Annotated in this window: 25 protein-coding genes; 8 read left to right on the top strand and 17 right to left on the bottom strand. The window is 34.9% G+C overall.

The window, feature by feature from the left end:
• Nucleotides 1–44 precede the first annotated feature (44 nt).
• The gene (locus NYE52_RS08095) at nt 45–257 is read left to right on the top strand and encodes a DNA-dependent RNA polymerase subunit epsilon (RefSeq protein ID WP_341192606.1); all 213 of its coding nucleotides are present in this window, start codon (nt 45–47) and stop codon (nt 255–257) included.
• On the top strand, nt 257–1,924 hold the full coding sequence (gene rnjA / locus NYE52_RS08090) for a ribonuclease J1 (RefSeq protein ID WP_341192605.1): 1,668 nt from the start codon (nt 257–259) through the stop codon (nt 1,922–1,924). The genes NYE52_RS08095 and rnjA overlap by 1 nt, the downstream gene beginning before the upstream one ends.
• A 655-nt stretch (nt 1,925–2,579) precedes the next feature.
• Here the strand turns inward: rnjA and NYE52_RS08085 are convergent.
• Both NYE52_RS08085 and NYE52_RS08080 read right to left on the bottom strand, forming a co-directional pair.
• Nucleotides 2,580–3,239 (bottom strand): potassium channel family protein, encoded by a 660-nt coding sequence (locus NYE52_RS08085; RefSeq protein ID WP_341192604.1) that lies wholly within the window; start codon nt 3,237–3,239, stop codon nt 2,580–2,582.
• Nucleotides 3,240–3,481: 242 nt separating this feature from the next.
• Complete coding sequence (locus tag NYE52_RS08080) at nt 3,482–3,988, bottom strand: TlpA family protein disulfide reductase (protein WP_341192603.1); 507 nt, start codon at nt 3,986–3,988, stop codon at nt 3,482–3,484.
• 76 nt (nt 3,989–4,064) lie between these two features.
• Between NYE52_RS08080 and NYE52_RS08075 the strand changes: the two genes are divergently transcribed.
• On the top strand, nt 4,065–4,916 hold the full coding sequence (locus tag NYE52_RS08075; RefSeq protein WP_341192602.1) for a mechanosensitive ion channel family protein: 852 nt from the start codon (nt 4,065–4,067) through the stop codon (nt 4,914–4,916).
• 103 nt (nt 4,917–5,019) lie between these two features.
• Here the strand turns inward: NYE52_RS08075 and NYE52_RS08070 are convergent, their stop codons facing one another.
• From NYE52_RS08070 to NYE52_RS08045, 6 genes are all read right to left on the bottom strand, one after another.
• Nucleotides 5,020–6,147, bottom strand: a complete 1,128-nt coding sequence (locus tag NYE52_RS08070; RefSeq protein ID WP_341192601.1) for an N-acetyldiaminopimelate deacetylase — start codon at nt 6,145–6,147, stop codon at nt 5,020–5,022.
• Nucleotides 6,148–6,257: 110 nt separating this feature from the next.
• The gene (dapD, locus tag NYE52_RS08065) at nt 6,258–6,968 is read right to left on the bottom strand and encodes a 2,3,4,5-tetrahydropyridine-2,6-dicarboxylate N-acetyltransferase (RefSeq protein WP_341192600.1); all 711 of its coding nucleotides are present in this window, start codon (nt 6,966–6,968) and stop codon (nt 6,258–6,260) included.
• 373 nt (nt 6,969–7,341) lie between these two features.
• Nucleotides 7,342–8,247 (bottom strand): LysR family transcriptional regulator, encoded by a 906-nt coding sequence (locus NYE52_RS08060; RefSeq protein ID WP_341192599.1) that lies wholly within the window; start codon nt 8,245–8,247, stop codon nt 7,342–7,344.
• Between the two features lie 99 nt (nt 8,248–8,346).
• A complete protein-coding gene (gene cbpB, locus NYE52_RS08055; RefSeq protein WP_341192598.1) occupies nt 8,347–8,799 on the bottom strand; it encodes a cyclic-di-AMP-binding protein CbpB in 453 nt (150 codons plus the stop codon).
• Nucleotides 8,800–8,865: 66 nt separating this feature from the next.
• Complete coding sequence (locus NYE52_RS08050) at nt 8,866–9,027, bottom strand: hypothetical protein (RefSeq protein ID WP_341192597.1); 162 nt, start codon at nt 9,025–9,027, stop codon at nt 8,866–8,868.
• Between the two features lie 97 nt (nt 9,028–9,124).
• Nucleotides 9,125–9,361, bottom strand: coding sequence for a YkuJ family protein (locus tag NYE52_RS08045; RefSeq protein ID WP_341192596.1), 237 nt, complete (start codon nt 9,359–9,361; stop codon nt 9,125–9,127).
• Between the two features lie 413 nt (nt 9,362–9,774).
• Between NYE52_RS08045 and NYE52_RS08040 the strand changes: the two genes are divergently transcribed.
• Nucleotides 9,775–10,008, top strand: a complete 234-nt coding sequence (locus tag NYE52_RS08040; protein WP_341192595.1) for a glutaredoxin family protein — start codon at nt 9,775–9,777, stop codon at nt 10,006–10,008.
• A gap of 141 nt (nt 10,009–10,149) precedes the next feature.
• On the opposite strand, the gene NYE52_RS08035 is transcribed toward NYE52_RS08040, so the two are convergent.
• Both NYE52_RS08035 and NYE52_RS08030 read right to left on the bottom strand, forming a co-directional pair.
• Complete coding sequence (locus NYE52_RS08035) at nt 10,150–10,758, bottom strand: DUF3993 domain-containing protein (protein WP_341192594.1); 609 nt, start codon at nt 10,756–10,758, stop codon at nt 10,150–10,152.
• Between the two features lie 104 nt (nt 10,759–10,862).
• Complete coding sequence (locus tag NYE52_RS08030) at nt 10,863–12,080, bottom strand: EAL domain-containing protein (protein WP_341192593.1); 1,218 nt, start codon at nt 12,078–12,080, stop codon at nt 10,863–10,865.
• Between the two features lie 392 nt (nt 12,081–12,472).
• On the opposite strand from NYE52_RS08030, the gene NYE52_RS08025 reads away from it, so the two are divergent.
• Nucleotides 12,473–13,192 (top strand): C39 family peptidase, encoded by a 720-nt coding sequence (locus NYE52_RS08025; protein ID WP_341192592.1) that lies wholly within the window; start codon nt 12,473–12,475, stop codon nt 13,190–13,192.
• A gap of 49 nt (nt 13,193–13,241) precedes the next feature.
• Here NYE52_RS08025 and NYE52_RS08020 read toward each other — a convergent pair whose 3' ends face one another.
• Both NYE52_RS08020 and NYE52_RS08015 read right to left on the bottom strand, forming a co-directional pair.
• On the bottom strand, nt 13,242–13,379 hold the full coding sequence (locus NYE52_RS08020) for a hypothetical protein (RefSeq protein ID WP_341192591.1): 138 nt from the start codon (nt 13,377–13,379) through the stop codon (nt 13,242–13,244).
• Nucleotides 13,380–13,440: 61 nt separating this feature from the next.
• Nucleotides 13,441–15,540: a sensor domain-containing protein gene (locus NYE52_RS08015; protein ID WP_341192590.1), complete on the bottom strand. Its 2,100-nt coding sequence runs from the start codon at nt 15,538–15,540 to the stop codon at nt 13,441–13,443.
• Between the two features lie 282 nt (nt 15,541–15,822).
• Here NYE52_RS08015 and NYE52_RS08010 point away from each other — a divergent pair, with 282 nt between their 5' ends.
• Nucleotides 15,823–16,290, top strand: a complete 468-nt coding sequence (locus NYE52_RS08010) for a YkyB family protein (protein WP_341192589.1) — start codon at nt 15,823–15,825, stop codon at nt 16,288–16,290.
• Nucleotides 16,291–16,710: 420 nt separating this feature from the next.
• On the opposite strand, the gene NYE52_RS08005 is transcribed toward NYE52_RS08010, so the two are convergent.
• The 3 genes from NYE52_RS08005 to NYE52_RS07995 form a co-directional block, all read right to left on the bottom strand.
• Nucleotides 16,711–17,616, bottom strand: a complete 906-nt coding sequence (locus tag NYE52_RS08005; protein WP_341192588.1) for a chemotaxis protein — start codon at nt 17,614–17,616, stop codon at nt 16,711–16,713.
• Between the two features lie 457 nt (nt 17,617–18,073).
• Nucleotides 18,074–19,378, bottom strand: coding sequence for an MFS transporter (locus tag NYE52_RS08000; RefSeq protein ID WP_341192587.1), 1,305 nt, complete (start codon nt 19,376–19,378; stop codon nt 18,074–18,076).
• 135 nt (nt 19,379–19,513) lie between these two features.
• Nucleotides 19,514–20,020 carry an RDD family protein gene (locus NYE52_RS07995; protein WP_341195136.1) on the bottom strand — a complete coding sequence of 169 codons (507 nt, stop codon included), beginning with the start codon at nt 20,018–20,020 and terminating at the stop codon, nt 19,514–19,516.
• Between the two features lie 310 nt (nt 20,021–20,330).
• On the opposite strand from NYE52_RS07995, the gene NYE52_RS07990 reads away from it, so the two are divergent.
• Both NYE52_RS07990 and NYE52_RS07985 read left to right on the top strand, forming a co-directional pair.
• Nucleotides 20,331–20,504 (top strand): hypothetical protein, encoded by a 174-nt coding sequence (locus tag NYE52_RS07990; RefSeq protein WP_341192586.1) that lies wholly within the window; start codon nt 20,331–20,333, stop codon nt 20,502–20,504.
• A gap of 143 nt (nt 20,505–20,647) precedes the next feature.
• Complete coding sequence (locus NYE52_RS07985; RefSeq protein ID WP_341192585.1) at nt 20,648–21,802, top strand: aminotransferase A; 1,155 nt, start codon at nt 20,648–20,650, stop codon at nt 21,800–21,802.
• Between the two features lie 49 nt (nt 21,803–21,851).
• Here NYE52_RS07985 and NYE52_RS07980 read toward each other — a convergent pair whose 3' ends face one another.
• Together NYE52_RS07980 and NYE52_RS07975 are read right to left on the bottom strand one after the other, a co-directional pair.
• Nucleotides 21,852–22,727, bottom strand: coding sequence for an NAD(P)-dependent oxidoreductase (locus NYE52_RS07980; RefSeq protein WP_341192584.1), 876 nt, complete (start codon nt 22,725–22,727; stop codon nt 21,852–21,854).
• 175 nt (nt 22,728–22,902) lie between these two features.
• Complete coding sequence (locus NYE52_RS07975; protein WP_341192583.1) at nt 22,903–25,548, bottom strand: cation-translocating P-type ATPase; 2,646 nt, start codon at nt 25,546–25,548, stop codon at nt 22,903–22,905.
• Between the last annotated feature and the right edge of the window lie 96 nt (nt 25,549–25,644).

The following is a 25,644-nucleotide window of genomic DNA, read 5'->3' as shown; positions in this document are numbered from 1 at the left end:
TATATAATAAATTTTAGATACAAATGATTAAGGAGCGAATTACAATGATATTCAAAGTATATTTTCAAGATTTAAAAACAGAGGTACCAGTAAGAGAAAATACAAGAACCATTTATGTGAAAGGTGTATCTGAAAGAGATGTTAGAACAAAATTGGCAGAAAAACCATATAATATCGAGTTTATAACTCGTGTAGAAGGTGCATTCTTAGAATATGAACAACTAAACGAAGACTTTACAGTATTGGAGATTGAATAATGAAATTTGTAAAAAATGATCAAACTGCTGTATTTGCCTTAGGTGGACTAGGGGAAATCGGCAAAAATACCTACGCTGTCCAGTTTCAAGATGAAATCATTTTAATTGATGCTGGAATTAAATTCCCGGAGGACGAGCTTTTAGGAATTGACTATGTTATTCCTGATTATACATTTTTAGAGAAGAACGTAGACAAAATTAAAGGCTTATTTATCACGCATGGTCACGAAGATCATATTGGTGGTATTCCTTACCTTTTAAGACAAGTTAATATTCCTCTTTATGGAGGGAAATTGGCATTAGCCCTTGTTCGAAACAAACTTGAAGAACACGGATTATTACGTCAAACTACAATGCATGAAATTCAAGAAGATGATGTGATTAAATTTAGAAAAACATCCGTTTCCTTCTTTAGAACCACTCATAGTATTCCAGATTCCTATGGTATTGTTGTAAAAACACCACCTGGAAACATCGTGCATACTGGAGATTTCAAATTTGACTTTACACCGGTTGGAGAACCTGCCAATTTAACAAAGATGGCGGAAATCGGTAAAGAAGGCGTACTATGCTTATTATCAGACAGTACAAATAGTGAAGTTCCAAATTTCACAATGTCCGAGAAAAAAGTTGGAAAAAGCATTCATGATATATTTATAAAAGCAGATGGACGATTGATTTTCGCTACTTTTGCATCCAATATTTATCGATTACAGCAAGTAACAGACGCTGCGGTAGAATTTGGTCGTAAAATAGCTGTATTTGGACGAAGCATGGAGGCTGCCATCAATATTGGTTTGGAGCTTGGTTTTATAAAAGCGCCAAAAGAAACCTTTGTTGATCCTCAGCAAATTAATCGATTGCCTGCTAATCAAGTGGTGATTCTTTGTACAGGAAGTCAAGGGGAACCTATGGCTGCTCTTTCCAGAATCGCAAATGGAACACATAGACAAATCCAAATCATCCCTGGTGATACAGTTGTGTTCTCTTCTAACCCTGTACCAGGAAATACACTAAGTGTAAACAAAACAATTAATATGCTTTTTAGAGCTGGCGCAGAAGTTATTTCTGGACCGCTTAGCAATATTCATACTTCTGGACATGGTGGACAGCAGGAACAAATGCTAATGCTTCGATTAATTAAGCCTAAATTCTTTATGCCAATCCATGGTGAATTTAGAATGCAAAAGACGCATGCGCAAACAGCTGTTGACTGTGGCGTGAAAGAGGAAAACTGCTTTATCATGGATAATGGTGAAGTATTGGCCCTTTCAAGTGATACAGCGCAGGTTGCTGGTAAAATCCCATCCGGTAATGTTTATATTGATGGAAGCGGAATTGGAGATATAGGCAATATCGTATTACGCGACCGTCGAATCCTTTCAGAAGAAGGCTTAGTGGTTGTTGTTGTAAGCATTAATATGACAGACTTTAGAATCGCAGCTGGACCAGATCTTATTTCAAGAGGATTTGTGTACATGCGTGAGTCTGGCGATTTAATAAACGATGCTCAAAACTTAATTAGCAAGCATCTAAATAAAGTAATGGAACGCAAAACGACGCAATGGTCTGAAATCAAGAATGAAATTATTGATACGATTTCACCATTCCTTTACGAAAAAACAAAACGTAGACCAATGATTCTTCCTATTATTATGGAAGTGTAACAGGATAATAAAAAGGAGCTATTTGTTCAGCAATTGAACAAATAGCTCCTTTTTTAAGTTTAAGAAAATATAGATGTCCATTTCTGGAGAGCCCACTGTTTATAGGCTCGAGCGTTCACCGTGTTTCCTTTATCTCAGTATTGGCCACTCCACCCCACACGCGCCTAAACGGGTGCCCTTCGCTTTTCTTTTTGTCTAGCTCCGGTCAACCAGGCGCTGATGGGCTTCATGTCCATTCCCTACGATAAGTCAACATCGGTTCACTTACGTTCACCGTGTTTCCTTTATCTCAGTATTGGCCACTCCACCCCACACGCGCCTAAACGGGTGCCCTTCGCTTTTCTTTTTGTCTAGCTCCGGTCAACCAGGCGCTGATGGGCTTCATGTCCATTCCCTACGATAAGTCAACATCGGTTCACTTACGTTCACCGTGTTTCCTTTATCTCAGGATTGGCCGCTCCACCCCACACGCGCCTAAACGGGTGCCCTTCGCTTTTCTTTTTGTCTAGCTCCGGTCAACCAGGCGCTGATGGGCTTCATGTCCATTCCCTACGATAAGTCAACATCGGTTCACTTACGTTCACCGTGTTTCCTTTATCTCAGGATTGGCCGCTCCACCCCACACGCGCCTAAACGGGTGCCCTTCGCTTTTCTTTTAAGACATTACTTTTTTTTCAAAGCGATTTATATCGGAATCTGCACCAATAACAATTAATATATCTTTTTCTCTTATTGGTTCTGATGCCTGTGGAGAAACAATAATTTCCTTGTCTCTTTTTATTGCAACGATTGTGATTCCATATCTCGCACGAATATCTAAGTCTATAATGGAACGGCCATCTAATTTATGGCTAGCTTTAATTTCCACAATACTATGTTCATCAGAGAGCTCTAAATAATCAAGTACATTATTAGAAACAATATTATGGGCAATCCTTTTTCCCATATCTCTTTCGGGGTGTACAACAGCATCTGCTCCTATTTTACTTAATACTTTCTCATGATAATCATTTTGTGCTTTGACGGTTATATTTTTCACACCAAGTTCTTTTAGCATTAAGGTTGTTAAAATGCTTGCTTGAATATCCTCCCCTATCGCAACAATAACATGATCAAAATTACGGATCCCAAGACTTTTTAATACTGTTTCATCTACTGCATTACCAACAACTGCATGCGAAACTAAATTTGCGTATTCATTTACTTTTTCTTCGCTTTTATCAATAACCATTACATCCATGCCTAGTTCCGTTAATTCTCTGCAAATACTGCCTCCAAATCTCCCTAAGCCAATAACCGCAAATGCTCTTTTCACTATATAATCCTCCAACTATCGTAAAAATTCCCTCTCGCATCACAGGCAGTATTATCTCCCATAATAAACTTAATTTTGAGCGAGAAGTCAACACCAATTGACATTCTATCTTATCAGTGTGGGGATAAAACTCCTAAATAAGGAGTTTTCCTTTATCTAATTAAACGCCATAATTATAACATTAAATGGCACTGCGTGGGTATACTTTCCTTTCCATGTCAAAAGGTTCCTACCTATATTCACTAAGTTAGATTTACTGGGCTATTTAATACCCGACTAATTCGAGTATCCAACATTTTCAAATTAGTCCCACCAGCCTGATAGTATCGTAATTTTCCATTCTGATCAAACAAATAATAAGATGGAACATACTCATTCGAAAATGCTTTAGCTAACTGAAATTCATGATCAACATAAATGGAGTGTGTTAACTTATATTCCACTGCCGTTTTTTTCACTAATTCAATGTCCAAATCATGTTCCGATCGAGGAACATGAACAGAGATAATGTTCAGCTTTTCTTGATAATAATATCTGTATTGATTTAATTCCGACATAGCCCTTTTACAAAAATAACAGCTTACAGACCAAAAATGAATTAAAGTTGCTTTATTTCCCCATTCTTCCATTTCCTTTGCTTCTCCATTAATCCACATTGTCGGAGCACTCCATTTCGGGAATGAATCACCTATTTTCACAGTAGTATTTACCCTCTTTTCTTTTCTCACTAAAAATATAATATAACCCATAGTTTATCAAATACATATAAGGGAATAAAACGATAAAACTTGATTAGTTAATTTTTCTAAAAGGAGTACAGCATAAATGATCTATTTAAACGAATTACAAACCTATATACAAACCATACAATGGGGAGAATTCTTCTTAAACACTGCCCTCTTAGCATTAAAAATATTGCTTATCCTTCTGAGCTATCTTCTAATTAAAAAAATGGCTAAGCAGCTAGTAAACAAATTATTTGAAACCTATATTCAAAAAAACTCCATCTCTCAAGGAAGAGCATTTACACTTGAAAGCTTAATTAATAACCTAATTACCTATGTACTATTCTTCATACTCGTTATTACTATTCTCCAATTGCTAGGAATCGATGCTACAGCAATATTAGCTGGTGCAGGGATTATTGGATTAGCAGTCGGTTTCGGCGCTCAAGGACTCGTAAGTGACCTAGTGTCTGGTTTTTTTATCCTATTAGAAAAACAATTAGATGTTGGGGAACTGGTTACAGTTGGAGAATTTTCAGGTACTGTGGAACAGGTGGGGCTTAGAACAACACAAATCCGCGCCGTAGATGGCACTTTACACTTTATCCCGAATCGAGAAATAACGCAGCTCAGTAATCACTCCCGTGGAGAAATGCAGGCTCTAGTGGATATAGATATTTCAGTTCATAATGATTTGACGAGAACTCTAGAAATACTTCAACAAGTATGTGAACGCATTGCCATCGAAAACGAAAGTATAACAGATGGACCAAGTCTGATTGGTATACAAAGCTTAGGACCAAATACGATTACATTAAGAATAATTGCAAAAACAAAAAATATGGAGCAATGGGGAATGGAGCGCTTAATCAGACAAGAAGCAAAAGTAGCGCTTGATGAAAATGGAATTCAATTCCCTCAAGCTCCCTTTATAATGGAAAAAGAAAGTTAAGGCTTCAAAAAAAGCTTACTGCTTTCATTCGAATTTAAAGCAGTAAGCTTTCTATTTTCAAATAAGCAACATACTTATAAAGACAACTTATATGAAAAGAAAATTAATTCCCTTTTTTCGTTAAATAAGCAGTCAATACATTTACAGCTACTTGTAAAGCATCCTCTTTCGGATTAAGCTTACTATGATGTAAGCCATATGGAGAATCAACACCTAGCCAAAACATAAACCCTGGAATATCCTTTAGCATATAGCCAAAATCCTCACCTGTCATCGCTTCTTTGCATTCAAACAGATTTGCTTCTGTTTCGCGCTCGATAAAGTCCATAAACTCTCTTGTTAACAGCTCGTTATTATACACTTGATAATAACCACTACCGAAATCAATGGCACATTGACAGTCATAGCCAATTTCGATTCCTTTTACCAAGGATTGGACTCGTTTTTTCACCTTTTCCATTGCTTCACTTGAAAGAGTACGCATTGTACCTTCTAGTCTCGCATTTTCAGCAATAACATTTTGCACTGTTCCACCAGTAATTTTTCCGATAGTCACCACTGCACTATCAAGAGGATCAATATTTCTGGATACAACAGACTGTAGCTGTGTTACAAGGCTACATGCTGCAACCACCATATCATTTGTAAGATGTGGGTATGCCGCATGACCACCTTTCCCTTTTAAATCAATAAATAGCTCTGATGTATTCGCAAACAGCAAACCTGGCTTTACTGCTATCGTACCTACTGGATATTCAGGAGCAACGTGAAGAGCCAAAATCATGTCAGGCATCCATTCTTTAAGCTCTTTACTTTGCAGCATAGGTTCTGCTCCACCCGGTCCTTCTTCAGCAGGCTGAAAAATAAACACGACATCATCTTTAAGAGGAGCTTCCATTATATTAGCAAGTACCCCTAAAGCGATTGTCATGTGAAAATCATGTCCACAAGCATGCATTTCTGTAGGGTGCTCTGATAGAAATGGTAATTCCGTTTCCTCAACAATTGGTAGGCCATCAATATCCGCACGATATCCGATTGTTTTCGTTGGGTTAATCCCATGAACCTTAACTATAATTCCTGTCTTCCATGTTTTAATTTCTACCCGCTCATTTGACAAGCTTTGTATTTTTTCGAGTAAGTACTGCTGTGTTTTAAATTCTTTAAATCCAAGCTCTGGAATTTTATGCAAATCTCTGCGAATCTTGATTAAATCAACCGTATTCCCCATATAAATCCCCTACTCTTCCTTTCGTCTTCTATCAGCTATGACCTACTAGAAAGCGTTTTTCTGCTTCTATAACAAAAGCGTGGAGCTTTCTCCACGCTTTTCACTGAAAATTATAGTTGACGTAGCTCTTGCATAATTTCCGTTTTTGATTTTGTTTTATCATCAATTTCTTTAACAACACGTGCAGGAGCTCCTGCAACTAATGTGTTTGCTGGTACATCTTCTAATACGATTGCACCTGCTGCAACTACAGAACCTTTTCCTACTGTAACGCCTTCTACGATTACTACGTTTGCACCTACTAATACATCGTCTTCAATGATTACTGGCTTAGCAGAAGGTGGCTCAATTACACCAGCTAATACTGCGCCTGCACCAATGTGACAGTTCTTCCCTACAGTAGCTCGTCCACCCATAATAACGCCCATATCAATCATAGTGCCTTCACCAATGACTGCACCGATATTAATAACAGCACCCATCATGATTACCGCATTGTCGCCAATGTCTACTTGATCACGAATGATAGCGCCTGGCTCAATGCGAGCTTTAATATTCTTTAAGTCTAATAAAGGAATAGCAGAATTTCTGCGATCATTTTCAATCACAAAATCAGTTACTTTGTCCTTATTTCCTTCGATTACACTTTGAATATCTGTCCATTCTCCGAAAACTACACCAGAATTTCCGCTGATAAAGGTTTGAACATTCTCTCCAAAATCAACTGCAGATAAATCACCTTTCACATATACTTTTACTGGTGTAGATTTTGTACTATTTTGAATAAATGAAATAATTTCATTTGCATCCATCATTTTCATAGACTATACCTCCATTATGTATATATAACAGTCAACAACCCACGACTGAAGTCACGGGCTTGTAAGGTCTTGCAACCTTTGGAATTTACAGCGGACAACAAGACCAATGTCTTGCCCTTCAAATCACGCTAGAGATACTGTTTGGGCTCCAAGCAACCCGTTAGTATTATTATACCACAACTGTTTGCAGTAGTAGTATATTTCTTCTTTGTTTTTAGCTAAGAAAGAGAATGTCGGACAATTGAGTTAGCAGAAACTAAGCCTTGTCCGAAGCCGATTCATCTCACGACTGAGGTCACGAGGGTTCTCGGTTAAAGCCTAAAAATTACTTTACCAAACAAGAGTGATGAAAACAAGCCATAAATACTAACTTTTATTGTTGATCCAATCCGGTCCCTGTCTTTTCTTCATCCAAATATTCATTAACAATTTCTAAAAAAGCTTGTACTTGTTTTAATTGAAATGTTGCTTCATAGCCTATTAACCATGTTCCTCTTGTTATCGGCTCATTCTGATCATTAAATAACGGGATTCTAGAAAGGGAATCATCTGCTTTTCTTAAGGCAATAGAGGGTAGAATACTATAACCAATCCCATTAAAAGAAAGCTGTTTACATGTTTCTATCTGATCAACGAGAATAGTATTTTTGGGAGGCAATTGAAAATTCCGATGCCACCAGACCTGTATTTCTTCGTAATAGTTAGAATCACTTTTAAATTGAATAAATGGGCGATCGGTTAATGCAATATCCTCTAGCTTAGCAATTTCTCGATCCACTAAATATAGGGGATCATCGAATAAATGCATTTTTATTCCTTTCCAATCAGATACTCCTCTTACAATGCCTAAATGCATACTATCCTCAGAAACTGATTTCATCATATCGCTACTCCAGCCTGTAACTAACGATACCTTTGCTTGAGGATAGCGTTCAACAAATCGTTTTAATACCTCTGGAAGCCAATTCTGTCCTACTATACTTGCCACAGCTATCTTTAATGTTCCATACACTTCTTCTTTAAAAGCATGGATGGATTCCTTTACTTCTTCTTCTTTCTTTAAGGTTTCCATTGCAAATTTAGTGACTAATTCGCCAGCAGCAGTAAGCGAAAGCCCTCTTTGTGATCTGATAAAAAGGGGTGTTCCCCAATCTTTCTCTATATTTTGCAGCCTTTGAGAAAGGGCAGGCTGTGTAACAAAGAGTCTTTCTGCTGCTTTCCTCATATTCATTTCCTGCGAAAGAACAGTTAATAATTGTAATTCAGAAATCGTTGACATGTTATTATATTATCCTCATAAAAAAATTTTGTTATCAAAGAAGGATATAACTCTAATGAAGAGAAACAAGTGCGGCAACATCGGGTGAAGGAATTACTTTTAGGATTGCTGTTGATTGTTTTGATGTAAATAAATATTAAGTCGCTTTAATATCGCCCTTCTCGTTAAAATCCCATCAAAATAGCCATCTTCTGTTTCCACACAAATAAAGGGATGGTCTACCAAATGTTTGATTGTATGTAATACAGAACTTTTGCTCTTCACTCTTGGTATTACCGTGTTCATAATCGTCTCTACTTTTATTTCTTCTAATTTTTCAAATTCAATTCTTTCTAGCCCAAGTATACTCTCCATAATAAGCGGTGTACTTACCAAACCATGGAGCTTATAGCTTGCATCTAATACTGGAATTGCTGAGTATCCACTTTTTGTTAAGACTAGCAGAGCGTGTTCTAAACTGTTACCTACCTGCACATGTGCAACTCGTTCAGACGGAATTAATAAATCCTTTAAAGTGATGTTTAAAAACTCTTCGCTGTTCATACTTATCATAGCCGAAAACTCCTCACAAAATATATTTATACCTTATTTTATCATAGTTCTCGGCTTAATGCTCTTTTAACCCTTGCTCGTTTTGATATTCCTTACAAGAAGCTGACAATGCGGACATTGAAAAATCACATTTTGATTAGATTGAGCTGTAAGGACGTTCTCTAATTTTTCTTCCTGGGAACATTCTGGACAAATGACCGTTGGCATCATATCTTTCACCTCAATCATTAGTATGGATTCCCATCCCATTTTCCATGTAAGTGAAATATTAAAAAAAGCTTTCTGCATGTGGAGATGTACCCATTTGCAGAAAGCTTTTTATCCATTACTGAATTAAATCAAAAATCTCAATTGTAATCATATCAACATTATCAAATTGATATCTTTTTGGCTTTTCTTTGTCATTGTATACTTCTAGTTCAAACGTTTCTGTTTTTGGATGAAATGTTACTTGACACTTTCTGTCCCCATTCACCTCAAAGAAACGTTGAGTTGGTTCTCCCCCAGTTGCCTGCTCTTGCAGATTTTTTAATCTTGTTAATATGCCTTGTAATTGTGACATGCTCTCTCTCCTTTCAAAACAAACCTTGTGTTAACCATAGGTTTCACTATTAGCATGTTTCTATACACTTTCTTCGTTAAATTAAGTACAATTCGCCTCTTGTGTAAAAATGCCAATACTAACAGAATAAGAGATTGTCGAGAGTTTGTCCAAGTAAAACTGAAAAAAACTAGTTGTTTTTTTATTATTTATTTCCTCAGAATATTCCCACTTTTATCATTCTAATTAAAATGCTACTTATATAACGGTAAGAATAACTTGCCTCCGCTCTTATGATACGGCCAAATGATGAGGTATATATGCGATTAGATACAGAGAAGAAAGAAAATAATATCTTCCACTGGTTAAAAAGAATTGCATGTAAAAAGCTTTCTTTGTATGATTAGAAGATGAAAGAATGTAGGAGGAATCAGATGCATAAAATCACGCTCTATACTCAGCCAGACTGTCCCCCTTGCGAATATTCGAAGCTATTCTTAAAAGAGCATGGATTTGTCTATGAATGCAAGGATATTCAAAAGGATCCGCGCGCTAAAAAAGAATTGATAAAGAAATATCAATCTTTTTCCACTCCAACCTTTGTAATAGACGGAACAGTTATTTATGGTTTTGATTTGGAAAAGCTTAAATTCTCTTTAAATTTATAATAGATAATTACGTCAACAACCCACGACTGAGGTCACGAGGGTTCTCTGCTATAGCCTAAATAATCTGTGGCGTACATATATACAAATCTGGATAAGTATGCCACAACTTTCTACCGAATTCATTCCCCAATCCCCTTAATACTACAGAGAATTGGTAATTAAATTGTTTTGTTTTTTTCTATTGTCCTTTATATAGGTAACTTGGTTTTCTATCGAAAGCACTGGCATGTAAACTAATGTATTATAGTTTTTTTCCTTCGTATTTAAAATGGATCTCACTTCATCATCTTTGAGCATATTCGTTACGAGCCATTTTCCATTCAGCCTTCTTATAAGAACTCCTTCGTAAGAACCTTTATATGTTTTTTCTCCAATAACAATTGGTTCATAATATTCATAAAGAAGAATACTATTTTCCTCTGTATCCATAAAGGTTTGGTCGGATAACTGATAATAAGGCAGATAATATTCGCCAAATTCATTCCCGTATGTAAAAAATCCCCCTTGTTCCCCAGTCAAATTTTCATTCAGAAATAAATAAATCATTTCCTTTGAAAAATAAGGTGCCAATATTTCTTCTATCTCCTCCATCTCCCTAGCTTCCTTACTTAATGACACTTGTGCCTGAAATGCCTTTTCGATAAAAGCAAATACTTCATCCCTACTTGTCAAATGGCTAGCAGCATGTATGGAATATGGATACATACTCCAAAGCAACATAATCACTAAGGTAAAGAAGCCTTTTTTCATGGTATTCTCTCCTTCTCTATTTATTCTTGTTTATTTGATATTTCTTTACCCTTTCTCCTCCTAATAAAAACAAGCTGAAGAGATTTTTCTCTTCAGCTTGTTTTTTAACTAAGCAATAATTTCATGCGATCCAGAAAATTATAGGATAAATCAATAAACAAATATTCTTTGGCATTTAATGGATAGGAGTAAGTTCTTACCGTTTCACCCGTTTCGATATCACTGTATAAATCTGATAATATCCCTCTTTTTTCATTTCGCATTTTAATAATATTTTCTAGGAAATATGGTCGCCAGCTCCAATTTTTATGGGCATATTCAGGCTGAACAATCCAATCATCGTCGTATTTAATAATATTTGCAGATTTTTGAAAACCATCTTCATCACATACATACATTCGAAATGCAACATCTGTTAAATCTGCTGTAAGTAACTTTAGAAGTTCTTCATACGAAGCATATTTCTTATATTTCACAAGCAAAGCCTGCAATTGAACTTGAAACTCTTCTGTTAAGTCAAAAATAGTAGATAACTTCTTCTTTTCCGAAAAAATAAATTCATGAAATAGTTCTCTTAATATTTCTTTTCTACTATTACGATCGACGAAATTTTCCTCAGGATAGTGTAAATAATATCCCTGATAAAATCTCCCTCCATTTTTCCAAGCAAATTGAAGCTGATAAACCATCTCGATATTTTCAAATAATAAAGTAGCACCAATTTTTCGTGCAAGCATAGACAACGAGTATAATACATTTTGGTATGCATGAGAGGTAGAGGTGGATCGCAAAGCTAATAGATCAATCTTAAGTATGTCAGGTGCTAAATCACCAATTCGGTCTAAGTAACTACTATCACTTCCCATTTTATCGATCGCAATCTTAATGCCATACGTTCGATAGTATAATAATAAATGGTCTAAATGATAAAATTGTCCATGATAATTTCGCTCTGATATCTCAAGCACAATGCGATCTAGCTTGATCCCTTTCCCTTGATATTCCAACAATGTTTCTAAAAATAATTCCCCATCATCTTTCATCAGTATTTCTGCATCTCTATTGATAAAAAGTAATACATCCTCATCAAGGGATAAAGCTTTATCTAATGCTTTCGTCAAAATGACTTGATCTACTTCTAATTTGTATTCATCTGGGATTCCCTCATCTAAAAAGAAATCACCAAGACTTTCAACACCTTCTGCCCCATTGTATCTTCCTAATATTTCATATCCGATAACTCGATGTTCATCAGCACTAAAAATAGCTTGAAAATAAGGGATGACATTATCTAAATCAGTCAAAATATCCAAAGCATCCATATTTTGATAGCCTCCCCGTAAGAAAAGCAAGCTCCTTTGCTTATCGCTTCCAATTTTAAATCCTATATTACTGTTTAAATAATCGAATGTTGTTTACTATTCCTAAAACCAACAAACGGTAAAAGCCTTTTTAACTTTTGTTAGACAGTAGCAAAGGTTCTTCACTTTATTTAGTAATTAAAATAAGCCTAATTATACCACATAAACCTTCTTGCAACAGATACATTGAAAGAAAATTCTTTCTATTTTTCTTATTAAATTCATATTTTCTTCCGTTTTTACTGAATGTCTTATTGTAGCTTAGAATAAAAGTCGTTGGTAATATTAAGTTCTAATATTTTGTATGAAACTTCGCATGATAAAAAAAGGAGTTGGCAAGAAAGAGGTAGTACATGCAGATATTCAAACTATTACTTTTGCTCGCTCCCTTTTTCGGTTCAGAGCAAGCTTGGGAATATTTCCATATTGAAGATAATAAGCCTAAAATGGAACTCGTTAATCAAGTGTCTAGCCCCAATAAAAATACACTGTTAAATGTTCCATTGATTAAACAAAATCCAGAATTAAGATATGGATGTGAAGTGACCAGTTTAACTATGGTTTTAAATTATGCTGGTGTTAAAGTAAATAAAATGGAGCTCTATAGAAATATTCAGAAGGACTTAGACCCATTGGTCCGAAAAAATGGCAATATTATTAAATGGGGAGACCCATCCATCGGGTTTGTTGGTGATATGACCGGTAAAAAGCCTGGATATGCTGTGTTTGATAAACCAATGGAAGATCTAGTTAATAAATACCTTCCAGAAAGAGCTGTTAATTTAACAAAATATCCCTTTCACGATTTAGAAAAACATGTTCAGAATGGTTATCCGATTGTCGTTTGGACTACAGGGGATTATCGCTTACCAGACAGATGGGAATCATGGGAACATAAAGGGAAAATAATTAAAACACCATTAGATTTACATGCCGTAGTATTAGTTGGCTTCAGCAAAAATCATGTTTACTTAAATGATCCATTATCAGGTAGAAAGAATGTAAAAGTGGATAAGAAAACCTTTATAAAATCCTGGCATGCTTTAAAGTCAAGAGCAATTAGTTATCGATAAATGAGATAGCATTACCTATTTACAAAGGCTGTTTTTACAAAAAAAACATTTAATAATGTGCGTTGATTGCATTTGTATCCGTTATTCTTGCTTCTGGAGTGGGAATATCATGAATAAATTCGTGATTATTTTTTCCTTCATCAGCAAGTATTTGGAAACTGCAATCAACGCACTGCTTTCCTTCCAATAATGGTCCCTGTTTAATATCAGCTTTACTATAAGCTTATGATTCAAATCGATAATCATGTTTAAAAGTCTTTAAGAAATTGTTCTGCATCCTCACAAGTCAATGGCCTTGAATAATAATAGCCTTGCGCTTTTTGACAATTTGCCTTCTTTAAGAAATCTTCCTGTTCTTTATTTTCAACACCTTCTGCAATTACTTCCATTCCTAAATTTTGCCCTAAGTGAATAATCGTCGTTGTAATGGCAGCATCCTTTGCATTTGTAAGAACATCCTTTACAAAGGACTGATCAATCTTTAATACATCTATTGGAAATTGCTTAATATAGCTAAGCGAAGAATAGCCAGTTCCAAAATCATCGACAGAAATAATTACGCCTATCTCCTTTAGTTTTCGCAAAATAGGAACAGCCTCTTTAATATTCTCCATAAGCCCTTCTGTTATCTCAATTTCCAGTAAGGAAGGCTGAATTTCAAACTTTTTGATAGAATTTCGTATCACTTCTACAAAATTAGGCTGTTGAAATTGCTTTGGCGATATATTGACTGCTATTCGCACATCCTTATTGTATAAAGCTTTCCAAACGCTTATTTGTTCACATGCTGTTTCGATTACCCAGTTTCCAATGGAAATAATAAGCCCTGTGTCCTCAGCAAGTGGGATAAAATCATTCGGAGCAACTAACCCTAAAGAGGGACTCTCCCATCTTAAAAGTGCTTCAAAACTATTAAATGTATAGCCATTTAAATCAATTTGTGGTTGATAATATAATTTCAGTTCATTTTTGTGGATTGCTTTTCGTAATTTCGTTTCTAACGATACTGCATTGGTTAGACTTGAAGTCATATCAGAACGGTAAAATTGATAATGTGCTTTTCCTCTTTCTTTTACGCGAAAAAGTGCCTCATCTGCATTCTTAATCAATGTTTCAATATCCTCTCCATCATGTGGATACATACTAATTCCGATACTTGGACTTATGTAATATTCCTGAGAGTTTAAGTAGAATGAGTGGGCAAAGCTTGAAATGATACGTTGTGCAAAGCTTGCTGTTTCCTGTCTATTGGTATTAGAAAGAAGAATATTAAATTCATCTCCCCCTTGTCGATACACATGACATTTATAATTTTTAAACTCTAATAATCGTTCCGCTACTTTAATAAGAATTTGATCCCCAACAATATGACCAAATGTATCATTGATATATTTAAAACGATCTAAATCAATTGTCAGTAAGGCAATTGCAGCTTGCTCTGTTTCCGCTCTTTTAATTTCCAGATTGATATCTTCCATAAGAGCTCTCCTATTATAAAGGCTAGTTAGCTGATCATGAAAGGACATATATCTTATCTTTTCTGCCGTTTCCCTACGTTCTGTTATATCTCTTAAAATGACATAAATACCTCTAATCACATGATTCACTTTAATAGGGACAAATTTTGTGTGTACAGACAATTTCTTGCCATTTTTGCTCATTAACATAAAATCGAGTGATTGCGAGCTTTCCGTTAATTTACATTTTCTAAAGCTTTCGTAGAAAAGTGTATTTTCCTCATCTATTAATTCATAAAGCGAAAACAATGGCATCTTCTCATCTTGGAAACCAATTAATTTTAAACCAGCTGGGTTTACTTCATGAATAACCCCATCTAAATTGACGGTGAAGACGGCGTCTAAGTTATTCTCTACTAAAGAACGATATTTCTGTTCACTTTCATGAAGCAGTCGTTTTTCCGTAATAGATTCTGTTATATCTCTTGTAATGGAAACAATGTACTTTACTTCATCTTGTTCATCCATAATAGGCGTTAAAACAGATTCTGCGTATACAATGTCTCCATTTTCCATCTTTATCTGATCTGAATATATATGATTTTTCTTCGTCTCACACACAATGGAATATTCTTTTTGTAATCGAGCAGCCGTTTCCTCCGATGACACTTCTTGAAGCCCTTTCCCAATAAAGTTAATTGGTAATTTAGCAAATAAAAAAGCAGCTTCATTTACAAAAAGATATCGAAATTTATTGCCTTTTTCTGCTTTCATAATAAATACCATATCTTTTATATACATAAAAATAATTTCAAAAATGATATTTTCTATATTTGATTTGGATTGAGCGATCATCTTCTTACTCGAATTATTCTTGTTATATTTGTTCATCTATCTCATTCCTAACATGCAGCAATATAATATTTTGTTCTAAAAGGATTGAATTCATTTACAGCAACCATCTATCTAAATTTTCTTTTTACTTTTTTTATCGGCAGTTCAATTGCAATCTGTACCTAAAAAGATAAAAAATTTAGTTTATTCTTAAAAGACTGCTCTTTTATTACGAATTTTAGGAAAACTGTAGAAAAGATATTCTTTTTTTATTTCCTTTCTCGCGCAAAAAATAGTATAATAACTTGTACAATTTAGATAGAAAGGAGAATAAAACGATTGAATAAGCAGCAAAAATATCCACCACCAATACAACCTACTATTGAAAATCTTCTTCAGGCAATATCTGTTGTAAATCGTCACGCAAAGACTGCTCCAAATCCAAAGTTCTTATATAAATTAAAGCATGACAGCTTACATAAGCTATTAGCAGAAGGCAAAGCAAAAAAAATGGGCCTACACTTCTCAAACAATCCAAAATATAGCCAACAACAATCAGACCTATTGATTGCATGTGAAAACTATACTTTTCATTTACCTCCTACTAAAAAGGATTTTGAGGAATTGCCACATTTAGGATCTCTCAATCAAAGTATTCGAAATCCCAAATCAACTCTTTCCTTAACACAATCAAAAAAGCTTTTATCTGGATACACTGGTTTAAAAGAAGAGCTACCACCTAATCAATCAATTCGCCAAAAGAAATATCAAAAGCCAGTGTTTAAAAAACTTGGTGAAAGCTATTAATTGTTTCTTTTAAGAAGTAAGTATTATCATAATCCCGATAAATCCCTCCATATACGTATACAATTAAATGTATGTCACGTCATTTTTATAATTTTGGCTGTTTTCTAAACGATTGTTGCTTTCTCAATAGAAAAAATCAATTAATGAGGAAATCTGAGCAGCCTGAATACACGTAGACTCCTATGGGATTAGTGAGACAGGTGATACCCCATAGGCGAAGCTGAGGAGGCTCACCGCTCGCCCCATGGAAAGCGAAGTGTATTCAGGCTGCGGGTCATAGCAACAAACTTTACGAAAAAAAAAAGCTGCCAATCTATTTCAAAAAAAACAAAATAGATTGCAGCTTCTATTAATTAATTGGTTTCCAAATCAAATACTTCTCTTATAGCTATTACACAAGGATTTAGTACATTTAGATTATTATAAAATAATGTTATCGATTATATGAATTAGTTCATTAATTTCAGGTTTACTTACTTGCGCATTCGCTCCAACTAATTGTCCCTTATGTCTTAAATCATCTGTAATTAAAGATGAAAAGATAACAACAGGTAATGCTTGTAAATTTGCATTGTCTTTAACTACTTTTGTTAAATGATGTCCATCCATTTGCGGCATTTCTACATCTGTAATCATTAACTGTGCAACATCTTCTATTGAATTACCAGCCTCTATACTCTTTGTTAAATAACCTAACGCTTCACGACCATTTTCAAAAAAAGTAATATGCTCAAAACCAGCAGCATTCAACGTATCTTCTAATAATTTTCTTAAAAGCGCAGAATCTTCAACGACAATAAGTTTCTTGTCACTTCTCTGTCTTTCCCCTAATTTTTTTACTTGTTGAACATTTATTCCCGATTCAGGATTAATATCCACAACGATTTTTTCAAAATCCAATAGTAAAATCATCGCACCGTTTAATTTTACCACTCCAATGATTTGACTTTCAGAACCATAGTAGGTCTCAGATGGTTTTTCGATGTTTTCCCAAGAAATTCGATGAATTTGTGTAACATTATGGACATGGAAAATAATTTTTGTTTTATTAAATTCTGAAACAATGTATTTGTCTTTCTCAGGAGTATCAGAAGGAGAATAACCTAATACATTCGCAAGATTTACAACGGTTAATACTTCCCCTCTTAGTTCCATAATTCCTTCGACGTATGGATGAGCATGAGGAATCGGAGTAATTGGTACTGGATTAATAATTTCTTTTACCTTAATTACATTGATACCAAAATTATTTTTCCCTACATTAAATTCAACAATTTCAAGTTCGTTTGTTCCAGTTTCTAATAGTATACCTTTTTCATTTTTCATTGATTCTGTCCTTTCGGTTCAAAAAATTCGTTCATTAAGAAATTTCCTATTCTTCAATATACCTATTCTTTATATCGGACTTATTATCTATTCTTAAAGTAGACCTATTTAAATTTCTCAATAAAAAAGTATTTATAAACTATCTGTTAGATCTAGAATTTTCGCTTCCAACAAAATCCTCCTGTTACCCTCTTTATAAATAATTCATCGTTTGCTGAATACTAGGCTTATCGGAGATTAACGAGACATTAGACACTAAAAGCAATGCGTCTTGTGTTTATACTGAATGAATAACAATGACTATTGAAAAACAGACTAAAAAGAACTGTTCCTAAAAAAGAAACATCAAGCATAGTATTCCCATTACTCCTCTTACCCTTTAACGGAATAACTGCTTCTGTTAGTTTTCCTGAACAGCTCTATAATTACAATATTTTTGATAAAACTAACCAATTTTTTACCATTCTTCTTTTACACGTGCATGAATCACTAACCCGATAATCGTTAAAATAATTAATGATCCCAGCGCCATTCTACTTGCTATATTCCCTAAATCAGCAAATACGAATGTAATGGTACCATATAATAACGGACCGAGAATAGATGATACCTTACCAGAAAAGGCAAATAGCCCAAAAAATTGTCCTCTCTTCTCTTCCGGGGTAATTTCCACAATGTAGGTTCTCGTCGTTACCCACATGCTTCCTAATGCAACTCCAAAAAGACTACCAGCAATCCAGAAGGATCCTTCATTCCAAGCAAACGTTGCAATAATTAAAGCAATCACTAATAATATTCCAACATAGCGAACAGCCCGATAAGCGCCAATACTTTTAGTAATATATCCAAAGATAAATGATCCGATTATACTAGCAATCGTTGACACAAGGTATAGAATAATAAATTTTCCAGTACTTAATCCAATGATTGCATTTGCATAAACTGCCATCATAGCAATGGTAGTCGCTAATGCATCATTTAGGAAAAAATAAGCAAGCATAAAAATAAAAATTTTCCGATAATTCCTTATTTGTTTAAAGGTTTCTACAATTTCACGATATCCTGATAAAAATGATTGTTTCTGGACATTTTCTTTTGGTGTATCTTTGATGAAATAAAATAATGGCAAGGATAAAAGCAAAAAGAGAATCCCAGTTGGAATAAAGGATTGATTATAAGCTCCATCATCTATAAATAAATAAACAGATAAGCCAATGAGTGTACCAATATAGCCTACTGCAACGCCAAATCCAGATATTAAAGGAATTTGCTCCTTGCTTCCTAAATCAGAAATCATAGTATCATAAAATACTAAGCTAGAATGATATGTAAATTTAGATAATACAAAAAAGAGAATAACGAAAATTAAAGACATTGGTATTCCAAACATCGTTTGTGAAAATTGAATAGACGAAAAAATCCCCATAGCAATCGTTCCAATAACAGTTAATAATGTTAGGATAACGATATATTTTTTCTTCTTCCCTGTTCTATCCATAATAACTCCAAATAAAGGGGAAAAGATTACTAACAGAAAGCTTGCAACAGCATTTGCATAGGATATAAAAGTAGACGCTATTTGATTCTGCACTTCATTTGAACCCACGATTTCCTGTAAGTATAACGGAAAAAAAACGGTATTAATATTTGACGAAAAAATGGTGTTTGCAGCATCATATAGTGCCCATGAAAGAATTGGCAAAGAAAAATATAACGCCAATCCTTTTTTTTGCATTTGAACTTTATTTGTTATCGGCTCCATCCATCAAGCTCTCCTCTCAATAAGCAAGTATGCAGATGACATACTCTTTTTTTCCTTGTCCCCCATAGAACCTTTTGGCTTATCCATCATGCAAGTGATACTCTGCATGATGGATATCTGATAGATAGTATCTAATTATTTTTTTACTACAAATGAACCGACGATTAAATCATGTAATGCTTGCTTCTTTTCTGTAAAAGCTGCCAAAATAAAACCAATTAATAGAATTCCAGATAAAAGACTAGACACTATGTATCTTCCTAAGCTTCTCCAGAAAGAAAGTCTATTTCCATTTTTATCTGTCACCTTTAAACCTAATAGTTTTTTCCCAATCGTTGCTTGCCACTTTGATGAATGAAGTAGCGAGTAATAAAAAAGACTAATAAGCAAACATACTGCCATTGTTCCGAAAAAGGCAACCATCATCGGACCTATTATCGATAAAATTTCAGCATCTGATAATGTTTCTATACTTGCTGGATCAAGCAGTAGCTCTTCAGGGATTTCCATTGAATTCACAAATAGAGCAAAAATGACATTAGAAAGAATTAATAAGGGAATCCCGACAATAATACTATCGATTACCCATGCTCCAAAACGAATCCAGAATCCTGCATATTGAGGTTGTTCCTCTTTATCTATTTGTATTGTTGTTACCTTCTATATTTCCCCTCCTACTAATATGATAAATGGAATTTATTATCTGAACAACCTTTTTTATGAAATGAGTGGTAGTTTTACAATTTCTAAACATTAACAGGAGCAATTAGATTCCCCCTTTACTACTCCTAAAAAGTTCATAAAATGTTTATTATTTTTTTACTATTTCGTGAAAAGTGTAACAAAGACCTAGACGATTTAAAGTGATTGGAATAATCTAAAAGTGTAAGGAAGTGAATAAGAAAATTTAGGATTTTTTCTTAAATACACTTAAGGAGAGGACGAGTACACAATGAAGGGTACTGCAATTCTTTTTCATGATGACTTATCTGTAACTTTTTTAGAAAATGTTGATTTAGCTGCATGGAAAGAGCTAGAGAAAACAGATAATACAAACGAATCCATAGAAAACCATGAACAATTATTGTTGATAGAAGAAGATGTTGATTGGGATTATGGTTACTAAATCAAATTAATTGGAGTATATATGTTAGAGCAGTGATTGCTATATAGTCACTGCTCTTTTTATTTGCCTATATGTGGTCAATGGTTTTCAATAATCTCCGCTTTTGATATCATAATAGAATACGTTACGATAGGAGACTGGATATGGAACATTTAATTAATACAAAAGTTAAAAATATTGAAATTTCTGGAATAAGAAAATTCTCCAATATGGTTGCTGGAAAGGAAGGTATGGTTTCTTTAACAATTGGTCAGCCAGATTTTCCGACACCTTCACATATTAAAGAAGCTGCTAAAACGTCCATTGACGAAAACTATACTTCTTATACGCATAATGCCGGCGAACTTGAATTACGCAAAGCCGCATCACAATTCGTACATAAAAAGTATAATCTTTCCTATGACCCTTCCACCGAAGTGCTTGTTACAGTTGGAGCTAGTGAAGCAATCGATGTTACCTTTCGAACCATTCTCGAACAAGGTGTAGAGGTGATTCTCCCTGGACCAGTTTATCCAGGATATGAACCAATTATCCGTTTATGTGGAGCCATTCCAGTATACGCTGATATTCGCCATACTTCTTTTCGTTTTACAGCAGATGTAATCCAAAAATACATAACGGAAAAAACTAGATGTATCGTCTTACCTTACCCATCCAATCCTACAGGAGTTAGTTTGACGAAAGAAGAATTAATGGAAATTGCTGCTCTTATTAAGGGAAAAGATATCTTTATTTTAGCAGATGAAATATACAGTGAATTACTCTATGATCAAGACCATGTGTCCATTGCCGAGTTTCTGCGCGAACAAACCATTGTCATTAACGGACTATCTAAATCCCATAGTATGACCGGCTGGAGAATTGGACTATTATTTGCACCAGCATATCTTAGTCAGCAAATTATTAAAGTACATCAATATAATGTAACTTGCGCCTCTTCTATCTCGCAAAGAGCTGCAATAGAGGCATTAACTGTTGGTATAAATGATGCCGAACCAATGAGAGATGACTATAGACTGCGAAGAAAATATGTGTATGATCGTTTAACCTCTATCGGATTAGATGTAGTAATGCCAGATGGTGCTTTTTACTTTTTCATAAAAGTACCGACAACAAAGTTGAATTCCTTTGACTTTTGTCTCGATTTAGTTGATAAAGTAAATTTAGCGGTTGTTCCTGGAAGTGCTTTTTCAGCATTAGGAGAAGGATATTTCCGGATTTCATTTGCCTATTCAATGGAAACATTAGCTGAAGCTTGTAATCGTTTAGAGGAATATATGAAAAGATACATAAAATAGAAAAAGCTTCCAACTCTTTAGTTTTAAAGAGTTAGAAGCTTTTTCTTCATCAATCCCAATATTTAAATAAAGCTTGTGTGCCGCTATCCTCTTCACCTTTTGCTGATAAATGAGTATATAATGTCTCAGCAAGTGATAAACCTGGAGTTTCCATGTTCATCCCCTCTGCCTCTTTAAGCGCAATTCGCATATCTTTAATAAAATGCTTGATATAAAAACCTGGCTCAAAATCGCCTTTTATCATTCTTGGTGCTAGATTGCTTAAGGAAAAGCTTCCAGCTGCCCCAGTTGATATACTATCTAGTACCTTCTCTGGATCTAATCCGGCTTTCTTTGCATAAACAATAGCTTCTGTAACACCTATCATGTTGGATGCAATAGCAATTTGGTTGCACATTTTTGTATGTTGTCCAGATCCTGCAGGCCCTTGATATACGATATTTGTTCCAAGTATTTCAAATATTGACTGAAGTTCTGTAAAAACTTCTTCGTCACCACCAACCATAATGGATAATTTCGCCTCTCTTGCCCCTACATCTCCACCGCTAACAGGCGCATCTAAGGCATAAATATTTTTTATTTTTGCTTCTTCATATATTTTTTTCGCAAGGCTAGGTGTAGATGTTGTCATATCGATTAAATATGTATTTTCTTTTGCATTCTTAACTAAGCCATGTTCCCCTAGGTAGACTTCCTCTACATCTTTTGGATAACCAATAATCGTAATAATCACATTTGCCTTCAATGCCATCTCGTACGGACTTTCGACCCATTCAGCTCCTTCAGCCAAAAGTTCCGATGCTTTTTCTTTTGTACGATTATGAACAATAACTTGGTACCCTGCATGCAATAAATGTTTAGCCATGCTTTTCCCCATTACACCTGTACCGATAAAACCAATGATAGTAGTTTCTTTAGTCAACATTTTTCCCTCTCCTTTATACAATGCTTATCACATTGTTTTTCTTTATAGTATCATGAAAACATTTCTAATTGTCTAATTTCTCTTTTGAAGTTAGTATCACAATGATAGAAAAAACTACCCTTAATACAAATCTTTATCATCGATTGTATAGGTAAAGGTAGTTTTTTCTTTCTACTTATTTGCGTAATATCCTCACAATAAGTACTTTCATTATTTCCATTACAATCACAGCAGCAACTGCTAAACCAGTTGCGATTAACCATTCATTCATGCCAAATGAAGCCGGAATAGCAAAGACTTCTCTAGCAAATGGCAAAATGGTAATCAAATATAACAAGAAACAAACTCCTACAGCTCCTAATACATATTTATTGGTAAATAAACCAACACCAAAAATCGTTTGTGTACTAGATCTAGCAGCAAAAGTCTGTAAAGAACGGGAAAGGATTAATGTGGTAAAAGCCATAGCGACTCCTAATTCATCAGAATGCTGTAAACCAATATAATGGGAGATGATAACCGCTATACCAATTAATACCCCTCTTACAACGACTGCTCGAAGTGTTCCACCGGCAAAGATTCCCTCTTTGACATCTCTTGGTTTGCGCTTCATTACACCTGGCTCTGATTTTTCCATTCCAAGTGCAATCGCTGGCAAGGAATCATTCACTAAATTAATAAACAACAGCTGTAATGCTGTAAAAGGATTGGCCCAACCTGCAATTACGGCAAATAATATGGCAATGATTGCCCCAAAATTCCCTGCAAATAAATAACCAATTGATTTTTTAATATTATCAAATACAGTTCTTCCTACGCCTACTGCATTTACTATCGACACAAAATTATCATCCGTCAGAATCATATCAGCTGAATCCTTGGCTACATCCGTTCCACTTCCCATCGCAATACCAATATCAGCTTGTTTTAATGCTGGAGCATCATTGACACCATCTCCAGTCATTGCAACGATTCGATTTTTCTTTTGCCATGCACGAACAATTCGTATTTTATTTTCAGGAGACACCCTAGCATAAACAGATATATTCTCCAATTTTTTATCTAGTTCCTCTTCTGATAAAGCATCTAGCTCTTGACCAGTTAATGCAATATCGTTTTCCTCCATTAAACCGATTTTCCGACCGATTGCCTGAGCGGTTGTTTTATGATCACCCGTGATCATCACTGTGCGTATCCCAGCATCCTTTGTTTGTTCAATCGATCCATATACCGCCTCACGAGGTGGATCCATCATGGCGGTTAAGCCTACAAGGATAATATCTGATTCATCCTCTTCCGTTATTGCCGATTTATCTAAAGAAACATGTTTGTATCCATATGCGAGGACACGCAATGCCTGGTTTGAAAAATCTTCGTTGGCATCTTGTAATTTTTTTAACCAATCATTTGTTAATGGTTCTTCTTTTTCATTGACCAAAATCTTCGTCGCTCGATTGAACATAACATCTGGGCCACCTTTAATAAGCATTAGACGTTGGTTATCAATCGTATGAATGGTAGACATTAATTTTCGATCCGAATCAAAGGGCAATTCCGCTTCTCTAGGATATCTTGTGCGGACTTCTTCATAGCTTCGTTTGCCATCATTATAAAAGTTAATAAGGGCAACTTCTGTTGGATCTCCCACTTCTCTGTTTTCTTTATTAATATAAGAATCATTACATAATACAGCAATATTTAATAAAAAGGTTTCCGAGTGATTCCATTGAGAAGGATCAGCTGGTATATGCTCTACTACCCCTTCTGGAATAAAATAATCGGTCACAGTCATTTTATTTTGAGTTAAAGTACCTGTTTTATCTGTACAAATAACACTAGTAGAACCCAATGTTTCAACTGCAGGCAGCTTTCGAATAATCGCACTTTGTTTCGCCATCTTATTAGTTCCGACCGATAAGACAATCGTAACAATAGACGACAGAGCCTCAGGAATGGCTGCTACTGCTACTGCTACTGCAAATAATAAGGCATTAAGGATAGAAGTAGTAACATCTACCGTTTCATCTCCTAGCCATATTCTTAATGCTTGGATCGCAAAAATAAGAATAGAGAGGATTAGAATTCCGACCCCTAATTTCTTACTGAATTGAGCAAGTTTTTGTTGTAAAGGTGTCTGCTTTTCTTCTGCCTTATTTAACATATCCGCAATTTTACCAATTTCAGTCTTTTCACCAGTACCTGTTACGACGAATGTGCCTCTTCCATAAACAACAAGAGAACTGCTATAAACCATATTAATACGGTCTCCAAGGGCAGAGTCCTCTGTAATAACCTTTTCTTGTTTCTCAATTGCTTCTGATTCCCCTGTTAACATTCCCTCATTTACTTTCAAAGAACCACTTTCTAATATTCTTCCATCTGCCGGAACATAATCACCCGCTTCTAGAAAAACAATATCACCTGGAACAAGCTCTCGTGCTGGAATCGTACTATTCGTATTATCTCGTCTTACTTTTGCCTCTGGAGCACTCATATTCCGCAATGCATCTAAAGAGCTTTCTGCTTTTTTTGTTTGAATAACACTAATAACAGAATTAAGTAGTAACACTAAAAAAATAATGAGGGATTCAACAAATTTACCCATTATTAATTGGATAACAATTACTACTAATAACACAATAACCATCGGATCTTTAAACGTTTCTAAAAAAAGCTTCCACGTTGGCACTTTTTCTTTATCTTGTAGCTCATTATATCCTTCACTTTCTAAAAGCGCCTTCACTTTGTCTGATGATAATCCTTGTTCAGAGGACTGTAAATCTTTTAGTACAACATCTTTTTCCTTTTGATAGAAATCCACTTGACTTTATTCATCTCCTTCATACTTTGTCTTGTTATTATTTTCGCCTTTTCTAAGAATTCCAACATAGAACGAATTAACAGTTCTTTGTTCATA

It is taken from the genome of Niallia sp. FSL W8-0635 (genome assembly GCF_038007965.1).
Classification (GTDB): domain Bacteria; phylum Bacillota; class Bacilli; order Bacillales; family Cytobacillaceae; genus Niallia.
Note: the sequence above shows the minus strand (reverse complement) of the source record. Positions and strands in the feature narration are given on the sequence as shown.